At 41.5% G+C, this 18,238-nt stretch carries 15 protein-coding genes, 2 rRNA genes and 1 riboswitch; of the genes, 1 reads left to right on the forward strand and 16 read right to left on the reverse strand.

The genetic code is table 11. The features are described 5' to 3' along the window. The first annotated feature begins 85 nt into the window (after positions 1–85). Positions 86–499, forward strand: a complete 414-nt coding sequence (locus tag OU989_RS19475; RefSeq protein ID WP_274794588.1) for a YgaP-like transmembrane domain — start codon at positions 86–88, stop codon at positions 497–499. A 114-nt stretch (positions 500–613) separates the two neighbouring features. Here OU989_RS19475 and purD read toward each other — a convergent pair whose 3' ends face one another. The 16 genes from purD to OU989_RS19555 all read right to left on the reverse strand — a co-directional run bounded on the left by purD (position 614) and on the right by OU989_RS19555 (position 18,097). Next, complete coding sequence (gene purD / locus OU989_RS19480) at positions 614–1,870, reverse strand: phosphoribosylamine--glycine ligase (protein WP_274794589.1); 1,257 nt, start codon at positions 1,868–1,870, stop codon at positions 614–616. A gap of 81 nt (positions 1,871–1,951) precedes the next feature. After that, entirely contained in the window at positions 1,952–3,478 is a 1,527-nt protein-coding gene (purH, locus tag OU989_RS19485) for a bifunctional phosphoribosylaminoimidazolecarboxamide formyltransferase/IMP cyclohydrolase (protein WP_274794590.1), read from the reverse strand. A 112-nt stretch (positions 3,479–3,590) separates the two neighbouring features. After that, a complete protein-coding gene (gene purN / locus OU989_RS19490; RefSeq protein WP_274794591.1) occupies positions 3,591–4,160 on the reverse strand; it encodes a phosphoribosylglycinamide formyltransferase in 570 nt (189 codons plus the stop codon). Next, entirely contained in the window at positions 4,160–5,215 is a 1,056-nt protein-coding gene (gene purM / locus OU989_RS19495) for a phosphoribosylformylglycinamidine cyclo-ligase (protein WP_274794593.1), read from the reverse strand. The genes purN and purM overlap by 1 nt, the downstream gene beginning before the upstream one ends. A 94-nt stretch (positions 5,216–5,309) precedes the next feature. Beyond that, entirely contained in the window at positions 5,310–6,734 is a 1,425-nt protein-coding gene (gene purF, locus OU989_RS19500; RefSeq protein ID WP_274794594.1) for an amidophosphoribosyltransferase, read from the reverse strand. Next, positions 6,710–8,944 (reverse strand): phosphoribosylformylglycinamidine synthase subunit PurL, encoded by a 2,235-nt coding sequence (purL, locus tag OU989_RS19505; protein WP_274794595.1) that lies wholly within the window; start codon positions 8,942–8,944, stop codon positions 6,710–6,712. The genes purF and purL overlap by 25 nt, the downstream gene beginning before the upstream one ends. Continuing rightward, the gene (gene purQ / locus OU989_RS19510; protein WP_054611985.1) at positions 8,931–9,614 is read right to left on the reverse strand and encodes a phosphoribosylformylglycinamidine synthase subunit PurQ; all 684 of its coding nucleotides are present in this window, start codon (positions 9,612–9,614) and stop codon (positions 8,931–8,933) included. The genes purL and purQ overlap by 14 nt, the downstream gene beginning before the upstream one ends. 2 nt (positions 9,615–9,616) lie before the next feature. Further along, positions 9,617–9,865: a phosphoribosylformylglycinamidine synthase subunit PurS gene (purS, locus tag OU989_RS19515; RefSeq protein ID WP_274794596.1), complete on the reverse strand. Its 249-nt coding sequence runs from the start codon at positions 9,863–9,865 to the stop codon at positions 9,617–9,619. A gap of 2 nt (positions 9,866–9,867) precedes the next feature. Continuing rightward, complete coding sequence (purC, locus tag OU989_RS19520) at positions 9,868–10,578, reverse strand: phosphoribosylaminoimidazolesuccinocarboxamide synthase (protein ID WP_274794597.1); 711 nt, start codon at positions 10,576–10,578, stop codon at positions 9,868–9,870. Positions 10,579–10,698: 120 nt separating this feature from the next. Next, the gene (gene purB, locus OU989_RS19525) at positions 10,699–11,994 is read right to left on the reverse strand and encodes an adenylosuccinate lyase (RefSeq protein WP_274794598.1); all 1,296 of its coding nucleotides are present in this window, start codon (positions 11,992–11,994) and stop codon (positions 10,699–10,701) included. 13 nt (positions 11,995–12,007) lie between these two features. Beyond that, complete coding sequence (purK, locus tag OU989_RS19530; RefSeq protein WP_274794599.1) at positions 12,008–13,132, reverse strand: 5-(carboxyamino)imidazole ribonucleotide synthase; 1,125 nt, start codon at positions 13,130–13,132, stop codon at positions 12,008–12,010. Further along, entirely contained in the window at positions 13,129–13,617 is a 489-nt protein-coding gene (purE, locus tag OU989_RS19535) for a 5-(carboxyamino)imidazole ribonucleotide mutase (RefSeq protein WP_274794600.1), read from the reverse strand. The genes purK and purE overlap by 4 nt, the downstream gene beginning before the upstream one ends. Positions 13,618–13,823: 206 nt before the next feature. Continuing rightward, a riboswitch (purine riboswitch) is annotated at positions 13,824–13,922 on the reverse strand. Positions 13,923–14,015: 93 nt separating this feature from the next. Beyond that, positions 14,016–14,210, reverse strand: coding sequence for an NETI motif-containing protein (locus OU989_RS19540; protein WP_274794601.1), 195 nt, complete (start codon positions 14,208–14,210; stop codon positions 14,016–14,018). 242 nt (positions 14,211–14,452) lie between these two features. Then, on the reverse strand, positions 14,453–14,713 hold the full coding sequence (locus OU989_RS19545; protein WP_274794602.1) for a hypothetical protein: 261 nt from the start codon (positions 14,711–14,713) through the stop codon (positions 14,453–14,455). Positions 14,714–14,859: 146 nt separating this feature from the next. Next, positions 14,860–14,975 (reverse strand): 5S ribosomal RNA (gene rrf / locus OU989_RS19550). Positions 14,976–15,169: 194 nt separating this feature from the next. Then, a 23S ribosomal RNA gene (locus tag OU989_RS19555) occupies positions 15,170–18,097 on the reverse strand. Positions 18,098–18,238 lie beyond the last annotated feature (141 nt).

Consider the following 18,238-nt stretch of genomic DNA (forward strand, 5'->3'; position numbering starts at 1 on the left):
TCTTGTTTCAATCGTAACACAGCACTTTCATAAAGCAAAGTGCACCTCGCTAATTTTTTCCACAATGACTAAAGGAGGAAGTTTGATGATGCAGCAAGCAAATTTAAGCGAAAAAAATGCATTTTGTCGTTTTGCCATGGGTACAGGTTTGACAGCATTTGGTATCGCGAAAGTTTCAAGAAATCCTAATTGTACAAAAGGTCGATTGATGATTGCATTAGGTGCCATGAAAATGGCAGAGGGATTGTTTAAATATTGTCCAACAAAGTCAATCTTAAACTCCAATATGCAAAATGCCATGAACACCTCTATGCAAAGTATGTTCAGCGGGCAAAATTCTATGTCTTCTGAACAAATCGATAAGCTCATGAAGGATTTTTCTTCTGCTATTTCTGGTAATTCTTCAGGTTCTCAAGCTACTACTTCAAAGCAATCTGATACCAGCACTTCAACTCAAAATTCCTCAACAAGTAGTAATAACGCTCAAAATCCTTCTTAGTCAAAGGAGCCGTCCCAATCTATTATTGAGACGGCTCTTACCTCTTACGTTTTGAATCAACAAGAGGTTTCAAAAGTTGATTAAAAATTACTTTAAATTTTAGTAAAAATACGTTTACTTAAATGTACGCCAGCCAATATCTTTACGGTAGAAAAAGTGATCCCACTTTTCTGTGGCTATGCCTGCATATACTTTTTCCTGTGCTTCCTGTAATGTAGACGCTTTTGCACCGATAAGTAATACACGTCCACCAATACCAACAAATCGGCCGTCCACTAGTTTTGTACCAGCATGGTATACTGCATGTGTTGTAGAAAGTGCCTCTAAATTTGGTAACGCTTTACCTTTTTCAACATCACCAGGGTATCCTTCTGCCGCAATGACAACACCTAACATTGCTTCTTCAGACCATTGCAGATCAAATGGCTGTTCATCCATTAATGCCATCATAAATGCCCCAAAATCTGAAACCATGCGCGGTAAGACTACTTGTGTTTCTGGATCACCGAAACGTGCATTAAATTCTATTACCTGAGGGCCATTTTTCGTTAAAATCAACCCTGCATATAAGATACCTGTAAAGGAAGCGCCATCAGCCTCCATTCCTTTAACAGTAGGCTCTACAATCGTTTGAAATGCAATATCAACTACCTCTTGTGAAATTTGTGGTACTGGTGAATAAGCACCCATTCCTCCAGTGTTTGGTCCTTTATCCCCGTCATAAGCACGTTTATGATCCTGTGCAATAACCATTGGATAAATCTGTCCTTTATGCACAAAGGACATAAAGGAGAATTCTTCCCCATCTAAAAACTCTTCAATGACAACACGTGAAGAAGATTCACCGAATCGTTGGTTCCCAATCATATCCTGCACGGCAGCAATAGCTTCTTTCTCTGTCATCGCTACAACAACGCCCTTACCAGCAGCTAAACCATCTGCTTTTATTACGATAGGCGCTCCTTGTTCTTTAATATAAGCTATTGCCTTTTCTGCTTCAGTAAACGTTTCATAGGCTGCAGTAGGGATGTTGTATTTGTTCATAATTTCTTTCGCATAGGATTTACTACTTTCTATTTGAGCCGCAACTTTTGTAGGGCCAAAAATACGTAAGTCACGAGCTGTAAAGAAATCAACAATCCCCTCAGCAAGCGGCTGTTCAGGACCAACAAATGTTAAAGCAATATCATTTTCCTTAGCAAATTGAGCGAGACCTGCAAAGTCCATTGAATCAATAGACACCACTTCTACCTCGCCTCGCATGCCATCATTGCCTGGCGCGACAAATACTTTGTTAACGGATGGAGATATACTAAATTGCTTAGCGATTGCATGCTCACGACCGCCACTTCCTATTACTAATACATTCATTTTAGAGAATCCTCCTCTTTGTGAGTAAGACCGAGATGAACCAACATCTCGGTCTGTTTTGCTTTCTATATGTTTAGTCAATTAGTGTTTAAAATGGCGTACACCTGTAAATACCATTGCAATACCATATTCATTTGCTTTATCAATAGAATCTTGATCCTTGATTGAGCCACCTGGTTGAATAATCGCTGTAATTCCAGCAGCAGCCGCAGCTTCAACAGTATCACTCATTGGGAAAAATGCATCTGATGCTAGTGCTGCACCTTTTGCTTTTTCTCCTGCTTGCTCAAATGCAATTTTAGCTGCCCCAACGCGGTTCATTTGGCCTGCACCTACACCAAGTGTCATATGAGAATCTGTGACAACAATCGCATTTGATTTAACATGCTTTACAACCGACCAACCAAGTTGTAGTGCATCCCATTCTTGTTCTGTTGGCTCACGATCTGTCACTACCTTAATATCTGCATTGCCAAAGCCATAGCGATCTGGCTCTTGTACAAGCAGGCCGCCTTCAACTGATACTACATTGAATTGATCTTGTTTTGCTTGTTCGAAAGGAATAGTTAATAAGCGAATATTTTTCTTTTTGGTTAAAATGTCTAATGCTTCTTGTGAGAAAGCTGGTGCGATAATAATTTCAAGGAAAATATGACTTAGTTTCTCAGCCGTTGCTGCATCCACTTCCATATTTAATGCGATAATACCACCAAAAATAGATGTTGGATCTGCTTCATAAGCTTTATCAAATGCTGCCTCTAATGTGTTACCTGTTCCAACACCACATGGATTCATATGCTTCACTGCTACTGCAGCTGGCTTTTCAAATTCTTTTACAATTTGTAATGCTGCATTTCCATCTTGAATGTTGTTGTAGGATAGCTCTTTACCATGTAATTGTGTTGCATAGGCTAATGAGAAATCAGAGCCAAGGCGTTTTTGGTAGAATGCCGCTTTTTGGTGCGGGTTTTCACCATAGCGTAAGTTTTGCTTCAATTCATATGTCATCGTTAAGCTCTCTGGGAACTCTTCCTCTGTCAGGTAGTTTGAGATATAAGAATCATAAGCGGCTGTGTGACGGAAAACTTTTGCAGCTAGTTTTCGACGTGTTTCAATTGTCGTTGCACCATTAGCTTTTAGTTCTTCTAATACTGTTGCATAGTCATTGCTGTCCACGATTACTGTTACATATTGATGGTTTTTTGCAGCAGAACGTAACATTGTTGGACCACCGATATCAATGTTTTCAATTGCATCATCCCATGTTACATTAGGCTTTGAAATTGTTTCAACAAATGGATATAGATTAACACATACAATCTCAATTGGCTCAATTCCATGCTCATTCATTTGTGCTTGATGAGATGCATCGTCAAACTTCCCTAATAGACCACCATGAATCATTGGATTTAATGTTTTAACACGGCCATCTAAAATTTCTGGGAATTTCGTTACTTCATCTACTGCTGTTACAGCTACTGCATTGTCCTGTAGCATTTTTTTTGTACCGCCAGTTGATAAAATTTCATAACCTAATGCTACTAATTCCTTTGCAAATTCTAAAATACCATCCTTATTGGAAACACTGATTAATGCACGTTTTGTCACAACAATATCCTCCTAATTTTTATCGCGCTTTTGCGCGAATAGACTTGCTTAATAGATTAATAGAGTTAGGTCTTATTTGCTGAGTAAGGCTCTCGACCTAACTCCTCTTTAGTTACTGTAATAATTGCTTTAAAGCTTTTGTATATAATAGATGCTCTTGCTCGTGAATGGCCGCTTCTGTTGCCTCCTGATTTCCTTCTATAACAGGTACTGCAGCCTGAGCGATAATCGGGCCAGTATCCATCCCTTCATCTACAAAATGGACCGTTACACCTGTGATTTTCACACCATGATTCATTGCCTGTCCGATGGCGTCCTTTCCAGGGAATGCTGGCAATAAAGAAGGATGAATATTAACTATTCGTTGTGGAAATGCGGCTAATAATACGTCACTAATTAAACGCATATATCCTGCAAGTACAATCCATTTAACATCGCATTTTTGTAAAGCATCAATAATAGCATTCTCGTAAGCAGCCTTCGATGAAAATTCCTTTGGGTTTAAAGCTAACACGGGAATCCCAAAGTTTTCAGCACGTGTCACTACAAAAGCACCGGGCTTATCTGTCACCACAAGTTCAACCTTTGCATGCAGTTCCCCACGATCAATAGCTTCTTGAATAGCTTGAAAATTACTACCGCTGCCTGAAGCAAACACGGCTATTTTTGTTGGTGCAGTCATTACACTAGACTCCCATCATGTGAGCCATTAAATACTACGCCTTCACCTTTAATAACACGGCCGATTGTATATGCTTTTTCGCCATTTGCTTCTACTGCTGTGATGACTTTATCAGCTTCATCTGCTGGTACAGCTATTACAAAACCAATACCCATATTAAACACATTATATAAATCTTTATCTTCTAACTGACCTTTATCTTTCAGGAATTCAAAGATACGTAATACAGGCCAAGAACCTAGGTCGATTTCAGTTGCTAATCCTTCAGGCATCATACGTGGTAGATTTTCATAGAATCCTCCACCCGTAACATGTGCACAGCCATGTACATCGGCTGCCTTTAAAGCAGCTAATACTGGCTTAGCGTATAGCTTTGTTGGTACGAGAAGTGCCTCACCAATTGGTCCTAAATCTTCATAGCCTTCTACAACAGCATCAACCTTGTATTGATGATCTGCAAAGACAATTTTACGCACTAAAGAATAACCGTTTGAATGTACACCGCTTGATGCAATACCAATTAGGACATCACCTTCTACGATTTTTTCTCCTGTAATAATGTCAGATTTTTCGCATGCACCTACAGCAAAGCCAGCTAGATCATATTCATCCTCTTCATATAGACCAGGCATTTCAGCAGTTTCGCCACCTATTAATGCCGCACCAGATTGCACACAGCCATCTGCAACACCTTTAACAATCTGTTCGATTTTTGCAGGCTCAGCTTTTCCAAGAGCTACGTAATCTAAAAAGTACAAGGGCTCTGCTCCCTGGGCAACTATATCATTAACACACATGGCTACACAGTCAACGCCAATTGTATCGTGCTTATCTACCATAAATGCTAGCTTTAGCTTTGTTCCAACACCATCTGTCCCTGAAATAAGAACAGGTTCTTTAAGTTGAAGTTCTGACAAGTCAAACATGCCACCAAAGCCACCGAACGTTCCCATAACACCAAGACGGTTTGTACGTTCAACATGAGACTTCATTCGTTTAACGGCTTCATAGCCCGCTTCTATATTTACACCTGCTTGTTCATATGCCTTTGACACGCAGAGTTCCTCCTTATCATCCGAATCGCCTAATTATTATTCTAGAATCACTGTACAACCTTCTAGAGGTCACTAATTCGTTGCGATATTTTTCTTAACGTAACAGTTCTTTTTCATGTGGTAAGATGGTATCCGGGAAAATCTCGGTTGGATATTTGCCTGTAAAACATGCTAAGCATAGTCCACGGTTGTCATCTTCATAGGGACGAGCGATGGTCTCTACCATTCCTTCAACAGAAAGGAACGTCAAAGAATCTGCACCGATCGCTTCACGAATTTCATCTACATTATGACTAGAGGCAATCAGTTCCTCATGTGTGGAAGTATCAATGCCATAATAACAAGGGTTTGTCATCGGCGGAGATGAGATCACAACATGGACCTCTGCTGCACCAGCATCTTTTAACATTTTGACAATACGACGTGATGTTGTGCCGCGAACAATGGAGTCGTCCACCATAACTACACGTTTACCCTTTACGACTTGAACAACTGGTGAAAGCTTCATTTTTACGCCACGTTCACGTAATTCTTGTGTAGGTTGAATAAACGTACGACCAACATAGCGATTTTTAATAAGACCTAGTTCATAAGGGATACCACTTTCCTCTGCAAAGCCGATTGCTGCTGAAATACTTGAATCAGGTACACCTGTTACAACATCAGCCTCAATATGCGCACATTCACGAGCAAGCTGTTTCCCCATACGTTTACGTGCCATGTGAACGTTAATACCGTCAATATCAGAGTCAGGACGTGCTAAATAGACATACTCCATTGCACACATAGAACGCTTTTCCATATCAGCAAAACGATCTGATTTGACACCCTCATCGTTAATAATGATTAGTTCTCCTGGTTCCACAGAACGAACGAATTCTGCACCAATTAAATCAAATGCACAAGTTTCAGAAGCTACCACCCAGCCATCTCCTAGCTTTCCTAGAGATAATGGACGTAAACCATGTGGATCACGTGCAACAAGCATTTCATCCTTTGTCATAATTAAGAAAGAATACGCTCCCTTTAATAAAGAAAGGGCATTTTTCACTTTCGCACGGAAAGGTGAATGTGAGCTTTTCTTAATAAGATGCGCCAGCACTTCTGTATCAGAGCTTGAATGAAAAATACTACCTTGTCGCTCTAAATACTGTTTTAAATGTGTCGCATTGACCAAGTTACCGTTATGGGCAATTGAAAGGCTACCAGTTGAGGAATGGAATAATAATGGCTGGACATTTTCAATACCGCCACCACCAGCAGTCGTGTAACGAACATGAGCAATAGCTGCTTTGCCGTCCACTGCTTTTAATTTTTCTTCGTTGAAAACATCATTAACTAGTCCTTCGCCTTTCACCGCGCGAAGATGCTGTCCGTCTGAAACGACAATTCCAGCACCTTCTTGTCCACGGTGTTGAAGAGCATGGAGCCCGTAATAGCTAAGGTGTGCTGGATTTGGGTTACCCCAAATACCAAACACCCCACATTCTTCGTTTAAGCCTCTGAGTTCAGCAAGCATGGGATTGCTCCTTTCCAATTAGAACGGAATTCCTCCACTGTACCTTCTACAAGCACACCTTTGTCCCCGTTGATTTTAACTAGTGCATCGTTTGTTACGACACCAATTTTTTGAGCGTCTTTCATAATTTCTACAAATGCAGCTGTATTTTCTTCTTTAACTGTTACAACAAAACGAGATTGACTCTCGCTGAATAATGCAGTGGTTGCAGAGCCTGATAATGTTACATCAACACCAAGACCGTTTGCACCGAATGTTGTTTCAGCAATAGCCACCGCTAGGCCACCTTCAGCTACGTCATGAGCTGATTGTACAAGACCAGCTTTAATAGCCTTTAATAAAGCTTGCTGACGTGCTGCTTCTACATCTAAATCGATGGCAGGTGCTTTCCCTGAAATAACCCCATTATTTAATAGTTTTTGAAGCTCTGACCCACCAAACTCGGTTTTAGTCTCACCAATCACAAATACGATATCTCCTGCACATTTTACTTCTTGTGTAGTGACATGAGCTAAATCTTCAATAAGACCAACCATACCAATTGTTGGCGTTGGATAAACCGCTTCGCCTGAACGTTCATTGTAAAGTGAGACGTTACCACCAATAACTGGGGCATTTAATGCCGTACATGCAGCTGAAATACCATCAGCAGATTTTTCAATTTGCCAGAAGATTTCTGGTTTCTCTGGATTACCAAAGTTCAAGCAGTCTGTAATGGCAAGTGGCGTACCACCAGTTGCCACGATATTACGAGCTGCTTCAGCTACAGCAATAGCACCGCCCACTTCTGGATCTAGGTAAATATAACGAGAGTTACAGTCTGTTGTCATTGCTAAACCTTTATTTGTACCACGTACACGAATAACGGCAGCATCAGATCCCGGTTTAACAACTGTGGATGTACGCACTTGATAATCATATTGATCATATACCCACTCTTTAGAGGCAATTGTTGGTGCTTTTAATAATGCATTTAATGTCTCTTTGTAATCTGTCACAACAGGCTCTATATTTTCAATTGCTTGGAACTCTGCATAGTATGCAGGCTCTGCAGATGGCTTATGATAAACGGGTGCATCTTCTGCAAGTGCATCAGCAGGTACTTCAGCTACAACTTCTCCGTTGTGTAATAGACGAAGCATTTTATCATCAGTCACTCGACCGATTGCAACAGCATCTAAATCATATTTATCAAAAATCGCTTTAATTTCATCTTCGCGACCTTTTTTCACAACTAGTAGCATACGTTCTTGAGACTCAGATAACATCATTTCATAAGCTGTCATACCTGTCTCACGTTGAGGGACTAAGTCTAAGTTCATTTCTACACCAGAACCAGCCTTTGATGCCATTTCTGCTGAAGAAGAAGTAAGACCAGCAGCACCCATATCTTGAATACCAACTAAAGCATCGGATTTGACAACCTCTAAACAAGCTTCAAGTAAAAGCTTCTCCATAAATGGATCTCCCACTTGTACTGCTGGACGTTGGTTTTCTGATTCCTCAGTTAATTCTTCGGAGGCAAATGTTGCACCATGAATTCCGTCACGACCTGTTTTCGCACCAACGTACATAACTGTATTACCTACGCCAGCTGCAATACCACGTTGAATATCCTTATGGTCGATTAAACCGACACACATCGCATTTACTAGTGGATTTCCTTCATAACACGGATCAAATTGAATTTCACCGCCTACTGTTGGAATTCCAATACAGTTACCATACCCAGCAATACCAGCAACGACTTCTTCAAAAAGATATTTACCACGCGCCGATTTTAATTCACCAAAGCGTAATGAATTTAACATGGCGATTGGACGTGCACCCATAGAGAAAACATCACGAATAATACCGCCTACACCAGTAGCAGCTCCTTGATAAGGTTCAATCGCAGATGGATGGTTATGAGATTCCATTTTAAATACTACTGCTTGTTCGTCACCAATATCGACAATCCCTGCGCCTTCACCTGGTCCTTGTAAAACTTGAGGACCTTTTGTAGGGAATTTACGTAATACTGGCTTTGAATTTTTGTAAGAGCAGTGCTCAGACCACATTACTGAGAAAAGACCTGTCTCTGTCCAGTTAGGTAGACGTCCTAAAATACCTTCTACCATTGCAAATTCTTCGTCTGACATCCCCATACCAGCGTATAGCTTTTCATCTTTAATTTGCTGTGCTGTTGGCTCAAACTTAGTTGTTGACATGATTTTCCCTCCACTGCTTCACAATTGATTTAAATACTGCTAGACCGTCAGCTCCGCCCACCAGTGCATCAACAGCACGCTCTGGGTGTGGCATCATCCCTAATACATTGCCGCGTTCATTTATAATCCCTGCGATATCTTCTAAAGAACCGTTTGGATTATCACCTGAGTATGTGAATACAATTTGATTATTATCTTTTAGTGATTGTAATGTTTCCTCATCACAGTAGTAATTTCCTTCACCATGTGCGATTGGAATATTAATGATTTGACCTTGCTCATATTGATTTGTAAATAATGTATTGTTGTTTTCAACTTTTAGCTGTACTGTGCGGCACATAAATTTTAAATTTTTATTGCGCAGTAAAGCTCCTGGCAATAAACCAGCTTCTGTTAGGATTTGGAAGCCATTACATACACCTAGAACTGGTTTACCAGCATCAGCTGCTTTTTTAACCTCTGCCATAATGTTAGATTGATTAGCCATTGCACCACAACGAAGATAATCTCCGTAAGAGAAGCCTCCAGGTACTAAAACGCCATCAAACCCACTTAGATCTGTTGCTGTATGCCATACATATTCTACTTCTTCACCTAGCTCGTCTTTAATGGCATGATACATATCGATGTCACAGTTTGACCCAGGGAATACGAGTACTGCGAATTTCATGATTAGTTAGCCTCCTCGACTTCGTAACGGTAGTCTTCAATTACAACGTTCGTTAAAACCTTTTCACACATTTCTTTTACTAGAGTATCAATGTCACGTTCTGTATCTTTAATTGTTAGTTCAAGATATTTACCGATACGTAAATCCGCTACTTCACCGTAGCCCATTTTAGCTAAAGAACCTTGTACTGCAGAGCCTTGTGGGTCAAGAATGCTCTCACGTAATGTTACATAGATTTTTACTTTTTTCATTGTTATTTGCCTCCGAGTCTAGAAAGTATAATAGTATAAACTTCAGTTAAATTACCAAGGTCACGACGAAAAACATCTTTGTCTAACTTTTGCTTTGTTGTTGCATCCCAAAGTCTGCAAGTATCCGGTGAAATTTCATCAGCTAATAATACATTGCCATTCGTATCACGGCCAAATTCTAATTTGAAATCAATTAGTGTCACATTAACATCTGCAAAGATTGGCTGTAGAACTTTGTTAACCGCTAGTGCCCCATCATAAATAGCAGTTACTTCAGTAGAAGTCGCAAGGTCAAGAAGATCTATATGCTCTGTTGTAATAAGGGGATCGCCTAACTCATCATCTTTATAATAAAATTCGACGATTGGTCTTTTTAAAGCTGTGCCTTCTTCCAGACCAAGACGTTTTGCTAAACTTCCAGCAGCTATATTACGAACAACCACTTCAATCGGAATAATTTCTACTTTTTTTACAAGTTGTTGCGTATCAGATAATTGTTTTACGAAATGTGACGCAATTCCGTTTGCTTGTAATTTTTCGAAAATTAATGAAGTAATGCGATTATTTAAAATGCCCTTGCCTTCTATTTCTTCTTTTTTTTCACCATTGAATGCTGTTGCACTATCCTTATACTCAACAAGAAGCACATTTTCTTCCTCAGTTGTGTACAATTTTTTTGCTTTACCTTCATACAAAAGTTGACCTTTAGTCATGTCGTTTTTCCCCCTGATATTATAGATACGCTTGTATTAATGTCCAGAATTGAATCGTGTCACCACGATCCAACTCTGAAACATTTACTAGTGGGCTCTAACATTTAGAAAGTTTAAATATTAGATAAGTCCTAATCGTTCAAAAATCATATCAACATGCTGTAAGTGGTAGTTGTAATCAAAACACTCATCCAGCTCTTCCTTAGTTAAATAAGATGTGATTTTTTCACTTGCATCGACTAATGTACGGAACTGAACTTGCTCGTCCCATGCCTGCATCGCTAAAGGCTGTACGGTATCATAAGCTTCTTCACGTACTAAGCCTTTATCTATCAATGCTAACAAGATGCGTTGAGAATAAATTAGACCAAATGTGCGATCCATATTACGTTTCATATTTTCAGGGAATACTGTTAAGTTTTTCACAATATTACCGAAGCGATTTAACATATAGTTAAGAGTAATTGTTGCATCCGGTAAAATAACGCGCTCTGCGGATGAATGAGAAATATCACGCTCATGCCATAAAGCAACATTCTCATACGCTGTCACCATGTATCCACGCATTAAACGAGACATACCAACCATGTTTTCAGAACCAATTGGATTACGTTTATGTGGCATTGCTGATGACCCTTTTTGTCCTTTTGCAAAAGCTTCTTCTACTTCGCGTGTTTCCGATTTCTGTAAGCCGCGAATTTCTGTTGCGAATTTTTCAATAGATGTAGCGATTAAAGCTAAGGCACTTAAATACTGTGCATGGCGATCACGCTGTAAAGTCTGTGTTGAAATCGGTGATGCTGTAAGTCCTAATTTATCGCATACATACTGTTCAACACGAGGATCGATGTTGGCATATGTTCCAACGGCTCCAGACATTTTCCCAGTTTCAATTACTTTAGCTGCTGCTTCAAAACGTTCAAGGTTACGCTTCATTTCCTCATACCATAAACCAAGTTTTAAACCGAAAGTTGTTGGTTCTGCATGAACACCATGTGTACGTCCCATCATAACTGTATATTTATGTTCTTTTGCCTTAGCAGCAATAATATCAATGAAATTCACAATGTCTTTGCGTAAAATATCATTTGCTTGTTTGATTAAATAAGATAATGCTGTGTCCACTACGTCTGTAGAAGTCAAACCATAATGTACCCACTTACGTTCTTCACCAAGTGTTTCAGAAACGGCACGTGTAAAGGCAACAACGTCATGACGAGTTTCTTGTTCAATCTCTAAAATACGGTTCACATCAAATGAAGCATTTTCACGAATTTTAGCAACATCCTCTTTTGGGATATCCCCTATTTCAGCCCAAGCCTCACAAGCTAAAATTTCAACTTCTAGCCAAGCTTGGTATTTATTTTGTTCTGTCCAAATTGCGCCCATTTCGGGTCTTGTGTAACGTTCAATCATCGCGTATCTCCTTCTATTCTGACCAGATGCCAGAACTCTCGATTTGTTGTAGTGTTTCCTCTATGTCTTTTGTCATAATCGTTACATGGCCCATCTTACGGTTGACCTTAGCTTCAGCTTTCCCATAAAGATGGATGGACCATTCAGGATATTTAGCAATTGAGTTACTAAGTGGCACGACATGCTGCCCTAATACATTGACCATAATAGATGGTGCCCAAAGTTCTGGTTTTCGTAATGGCCAACCACAGACAGCTCGAATATGCTGATGGAATTGAGAAACATTACATGCCTCTATTGAATAGTGACCAGAATTATGAGGTCTCGGTGCTAATTCATTAATAACAATCCCACCATCTTCTAACACAAACATTTCTACCGCTAACGTTCCTACTAAATGTAAGTAATCTGCAATTTTTAAAGCTTCACGTTCTGCAGCTTGAGCTGTACTTTCTGATATGCGAGCAGGCACAATTGTTTCATGTAGAATATGATGAACATGAATGTTCTCTCCAACTGGCTGACAATACGATTCACCGTGGCCATTTCTTTGAACAATGACCGATACTTCCTTAACGAAAGGAACAAAGCCTTCTGCAATACATTGAGAATGCGTGAATAAATCTTTCGCTAAAGGTAGATCGTCAGTTGATTTTAAAAGCTGCTGCCCTTTGCCATCATAGCCACCTCTTGCTGTTTTGACTATACAAGGATACCCAATCGAATCAATATTGGCTACTAATTCTTCATAAGTTTTTGCAACAATATATGGAGCTACTGGACAACCAGCTTTCACAATAGCGTCTTTCTCTGTTACACGGTTTTGTGTAATGCGTACCAACTCCGCCCCTTGTGGAACGTAAGCCATTTGTGATAAACGCTTTAAGCCTTCATAATCAATATTTTCAAATTCATACGTGATGACATCACTTACTTCTGCAAGCTCTTCTAAAGCAGCTTCATCATCATATGGGGCTACAATACGAATATCAGCTACCTGTCCACACGGTGAGTCCATTGCAGGTTCAAGAACAGCAATTTTAAATCCAGACTCTTTAGCAGCAAGTGCCATCATCCGACCAAGTTGGCCACCACCTATAATACCTATCGTTTGTCCAGGATAAATAATCTTCGTCACACTAAGTCACCTGTGCTTTCTAATACTTGCTGCTTTGTTGCTTCACGTCTAGCATCTAATTTATTGGCAAGTTCTGAATCTGTTGTTGACAAAATTTGAGCTGCAAGTAATCCTGCATTTGTTGCTCCTGCTTTGCCAATAGCTACAGTTGCTACAGGTACACCACCAGGCATTTGAACAATGGATAATAATGAATCAAGTCCATTAAGTACACGTGACTGAACTGGAACTCCAATTACAGGCAACGTTGTTTTAGCTGCCACCATTCCTGGTAAATGTGCAGCCCCACCTGCTCCAGCGATAATTACTTGTATTCCTCGCTCACGAGCAAGCTCTGCATATTCAAACATTAAATCAGGTGTACGATGTGCAGATACAACCTTTTTTTCGTACGGTACTTGTAATTCATCTAAAATATCACATGCATGTTTCATTGTTTCCCAGTCACTTGAACTACCCATAATGACACCGATTTTCGGATTCATAAATTGTCGCTCCTTTTAAACGATAGAAAAATGATCAGTTATTGTGCTAGCATCTATTTTTAATAGCACTGCAATTCTTATCTTATACAAAGAAAATCCCCAAATAAACTACTCTCTACTACTACACGTGAAAGCAGCTTACTTGAGGACTTATCAGAACAAGAATATACCTATGTACAAACTGCACATAGAGTTTCTCATCATATGCCAAAAGTGCTTTCCCGCATAGTCCAGCATTTACGGTGCCGGGTAGAGACACTAGAGCCAATCCTCTAGCATATATGTGGGATATATTTGTTTTTCCTTATCACATTTTAACAAGTGATTACCTTATCGTCAATGCAAAAATGCGAACATTTTTTATAAGTGCAAAAAAAACGTTCGGATTTTAGTCATAATCATTCCGTATCTTGCGCAGGAATAGCTTTAAATTGAATTTTTTGACGCAAATAGGTTGGTTCACCATTGACGATATGAAAAAGAGGCTCTTCTTTTCGTCCAATGGCCATATAACCGTCTTGTCGCATTCTTGCTAAACACTCTTCTATGGATTCATTTTCTTGTACTTCATACCAAATTTGTTTTTTTCCCAACTTCTTCTTCCTTTCCACTTCACGTTTTGCATCTTTACTACTTGTACTCCATTATACCTTTAGTTGCTTATAGAAGTATGCAGGAACTTAATAATGATTTTTAGTGTCTATATCATATTCAAATCCTTAGTAGTCTCTTTATATAAAAAAGAAGAACCTAAATTTTATTAAGTTCTTCTTTAAGAATCGTTTCTTATTAAATTTGAAAATCTATCTCCTTCGGCAATGCTTACCTATTACTATTAAAAAGCTTTTATATAAATGCCTAAAAAAAGAAGTAGTATAAATGAATGAAGGACAACAAGAACCATACGATAATCACCTTTAATACCGAAAATGGCACTGATCATACCTATCCCTGCTAATATAAACGGCATAAACATATTTACGTCATAGAGAAGTTTTAAAAAGCTCCCATACCATTTCTTTGAATCATACCCAAACATAAAGATTGTTATTAATAAGCATAAGATTGAAATAGTAGAAAAAATGATACGTCTCATTTTAATTCCTCCATTATCAAATCCGATTGTGTACAGTTCAGTGAATTGTCAAAATGTATGGAAATAGCTTTATTTATTATAACATTTTATGAATAGTGCACATAACAAAAAAAGCCATGGAATATGTCCATGGCTTTTCATAAATTGCCTAGCGACGTCCTACTCTCACAGGGAGAAGCCCCCAACTACCATCGGCGCTAAAGAGCTTAACTTCCGTGTTCGGTATGGGAACGGGTGTGACCTCTTTGCCATCATCACTAGACTATATTCGACCTTCAATACACGGCGCATTACTGCGTCAGCTGCTCTCGCTCAATCAGTCACGTACAGAAGTATGCTCCCTCAATCACTCAGTTGCTTCCTTGTTCTACTTGTGTCTTGAAGCTCTCATTATTATTGTTGAAAGAATTGTTCTTTCAAAACTGGATAAACGGCGCATTGATTGCTTCAAACAATTTGGTTAAGTCCTCGATCGATTAGTATTCGTCAGCTCCATGTGTCACCACACTTCCACCTCGAACCTATCTACCTCATCGTCTTTGAGGGATCTTACTTACTTGCGTAATGGGAAATCTCATCTTGAGGGGGGCTTCATGCTTAGATGCTTTCAGCACTTATCCCGTCCACACATAGCTACCCAGCGATGCCTTTGGCAAGACAACTGGTACACCAGCGGTGTGTCCATCCCGGTCCTCTCGTACTAAGGACAGCTCCTCTCAAATTTCCTACGCCCACGACGGATAGGGACCGAACTGTCTCACGACGTTCTGAACCCAGCTCGCGTACCGCTTTAATGGGCGAACAGCCCAACCCTTGGGACCGACTACAGCCCCAGGATGCGATGAGCCGACATCGAGGTGCCAAACCTCCCCGTCGATGTGGACTCTTGGGGGAGATAAGCCTGTTATCCCCGGGGTAGCTTTTATCCGTTGAGCGATGGCCCTTCCATGCGGAACCACCGGATCACTAAGCCCGTCTTTCGACCCTGCTCGACTTGTAGGTCTCGCAGTCAAGCTCCCTTGTGCCTTTACACTCTACGAATGATTTCCAACCATTCTGAGGGAACCTTTGGGCGCCTCCGTTACCTTTTAGGAGGCGACCGCCCCAGTCAAACTGTCCGCCTGACACTGTCTCCTGCCCCGCTAAGGGGCATGGGTTAGAATTTCAATACAACCAGGGTAGTATCCCACCGACGCCTCCTTCGAAGCTGGCGCTCCGAGATCTCTGGCTCCTACCTATCCTGTACAAGTTGTACCAAAATTCAATATCAGGCTACAGTAAAGCTCCACGGGGTCTTTCCGTCCTGTCGCGGGTAACCTGCATCTTCACAGGTACTATAATTTCACCGAGTCTCTCGTTGAGACAGTGCCCAGATCGTTACGCCTTTCGTGCGGGTCGGAACTTACCCGACAAGGAATTTCGCTACCTTAGGACCGTTATAGTTACGGCCGCCGTTTACTGGGGCTTCAATTCGCAGCTTCGCTTGCGCTAACCACTCCTCTTAACCTTCCAGCACCGGGCAGGCGTCAGCCCCTATACGTCACCTTACGGTTTTGCAGAGACCTGTGTTTTTGCTAAACAGTCGCCTGGGCCTATTCACTGCGGCTCTCATGCGCTTGCACGCTCAAGAGCACCCCTTCTCCCGAAGTTACGGGGTCATTTTGCCGAGTTCCTTAACGAGAGTTCTCTCGCACACCTTAGGATTCTCTCCTCGACTACCTGTGTCGGTTTGCGGTACGGGCACCTCTCACCTCGATAGAGGCTTTTCTTGGCAGTGTGAAATCAGGAACTTCGTCCATACGGACTCGCCATCACAGCTCAACGTTACAGTGTGCGGATTTGCCTACACACACGCCTTACTGCTTGGACGCGCATAACCAACAGCGCGCTTACCCTATCCTACTGCGTCCCCCCATTTCTCAAACGGTGAGGAGGTGGTACAGGAATATCAACCTGTTGTCCATCGCCTACGCCTGTCGGCCTCGGCTTAGGTCCCGACTAACCCTGAGCGGACGAGCCTTCCTCAGGAAACCTTAGTCATACGGTGGACGGGATTCTCACCCGTCTTTCGCTACTCATACCGGCATTCTCACTTCTAAGCGCTCCACCAGTCCTTCCGGTCTGACTTCAACGCACTTAGAACGCTCTCCTACCACTGACATCGTAGATGTCAATCCACAGCTTCGGTGAATCGTTTAGCCCCGATACATTTTCGGCGCAGCGTCACTCGACCAGTGAGCTATTACGCACTCTTTAAATGATGGCTGCTTCTAAGCCAACATCCTGGTTGTCTGTGCAACGCCACATCCTTTTCCACTTAACGATTACTTTGGGACCTTAGCTGGTGGTCTGGGCTGTTTCCCTTTTGACTACGGATCTTATCACTCGCAGTCTGACTCCCGTGTATAAATATCTGGCATTCGGAGTTTGTCTGAATTCGGTAAACCGGGATGGCCCCCTAGTCCAAACAGTGCTCTACCTCCAGTATTCTCATCACGAGGCTAGCCCTAAAGCTATTTCGGAGAGAACCAGCTATCTCCAAGTTCGATTGGAATTTCTCCGCTACCCACACCTCATCCCCGCACTTTTCAACGTGCGTGGGTTCGGGCCTCCAGTAAGTGTTACCTTACCTTCACCCTGGACATGGGTAGATCACCTGGTTTCGGGTCTACGACCACGTACTATTTCGCCCTATTCAGACTCGCTTTCGCTGCGGCTCCGCCTTCTAAAGCTTAACCTTGCACGTAATCGTAACTCGCCGGTTCATTCTACAAAAGGCACGCTATCACCCATTAACGGGCTCTAACTACTTGTAGGCACACGGTTTCAGGATCTCTTTCACTCCCCTCCCGGGGTGCTTTTCACCTTTCCCTCACGGTACTGGTTCACTATCGGTCACTAGGTAGTATTTAGCCTTGGGAGATGGTCCTCCCGGATTCCGACGGAATTTCACGTGTTCCGCCGTACTCAGGATCCACTCAGGAGAGAACGAACTTTCGACTACAGGGCTTTTACCTGCTCTGGCGGACCTTTCCAAGTCGCTTCATCTAACTCGCTCTTTTGTAACTCCGTATAGAGTGTCCTACAACCCCAAGAGGCAAGCCTCTTGGTTTGGGCTCTTCCCGTTTCGCTCGCCGCTACTCAGGGAATCGATTTTTCTTTCTCTTCCTCCAGGTACTTAGATGTTTCAGTTCCCTGGGTCTGCCTTCAAGACGCTATGTATTCACGTCAAGATACTACGCGATTAAACGTAGTGGGTTCCCCCATTCGGAAATCTCCGGATCAAAGCTCACTTACAGCTCCCCGAAGCATATCGGTGTTAGTGCCGTCCTTCTTCGGCTCCTAGTGCCAAGGCATTCGCCGTGCGCCCTTAATAACTTAACCTACAGCTTTCAATACACATCGCATTTCGTTGTCAGCTTCACTCGTTCAATCAGTCACGTACTGAAGTACGCTCCTTCATTCACTCGATTGCTTCCTAGAACTGCTTGTGTCTTGAAACCTTACTAATGTTATTAAGCCTAT

The sequence above is a fragment of the Lysinibacillus irui genome, from assembly GCF_028877475.1.
Taxonomy (GTDB): Bacteria; Bacillota; Bacilli; order Bacillales_A; family Planococcaceae; genus Lysinibacillus; species Lysinibacillus irui.

Excerpts from the sequence above, each read along its gene's own strand:
- purC (WP_274794597.1), bottom strand. The coding sequence starts at position 10,578 with ATGACTAAAGGTCAACTTTTGTATGAAGGTAAAGCAAAAAAATTGTAC.
- purS (WP_274794596.1), bottom strand. The coding sequence starts at position 9,865 with ATGAAAAAAGTAAAAATCTATGTAACATTACGTGAGAGCATTCTTGAC.
- purQ (WP_054611985.1), bottom strand. The coding sequence starts at position 9,614 with ATGAAATTCGCAGTACTCGTATTCCCTGGGTCAAACTGTGACATCGAT.
- OU989_RS19475 (WP_274794588.1), top strand. The coding sequence starts at position 86 with ATGATGCAGCAAGCAAATTTAAGCGAAAAAAATGCATTTTGTCGTTTT.
- OU989_RS19545 (WP_274794602.1), bottom strand. The coding sequence starts at position 14,713 with ATGAGACGTATCATTTTTTCTACTATTTCAATCTTATGCTTATTAATA.
- purL (WP_274794595.1), bottom strand. The coding sequence starts at position 8,944 with ATGTCAACAACTAAGTTTGAGCCAACAGCACAGCAAATTAAAGATGAA.
- purN (WP_274794591.1), bottom strand. The coding sequence starts at position 4,160 with ATGACTGCACCAACAAAAATAGCCGTGTTTGCTTCAGGCAGCGGTAGT.
- purE (WP_274794600.1), bottom strand. The coding sequence starts at position 13,617 with ATGAATCCGAAAATCGGTGTCATTATGGGTAGTTCAAGTGACTGGGAA.
- purF (WP_274794594.1), bottom strand. The coding sequence starts at position 6,734 with ATGCTTGCTGAACTCAGAGGCTTAAACGAAGAATGTGGGGTGTTTGGT.
- purD (WP_274794589.1), bottom strand. The coding sequence starts at position 1,870 with ATGAATGTATTAGTAATAGGAAGTGGCGGTCGTGAGCATGCAATCGCT.
- purB (WP_274794598.1), bottom strand. The coding sequence starts at position 11,994 with ATGATTGAACGTTACACAAGACCCGAAATGGGCGCAATTTGGACAGAA.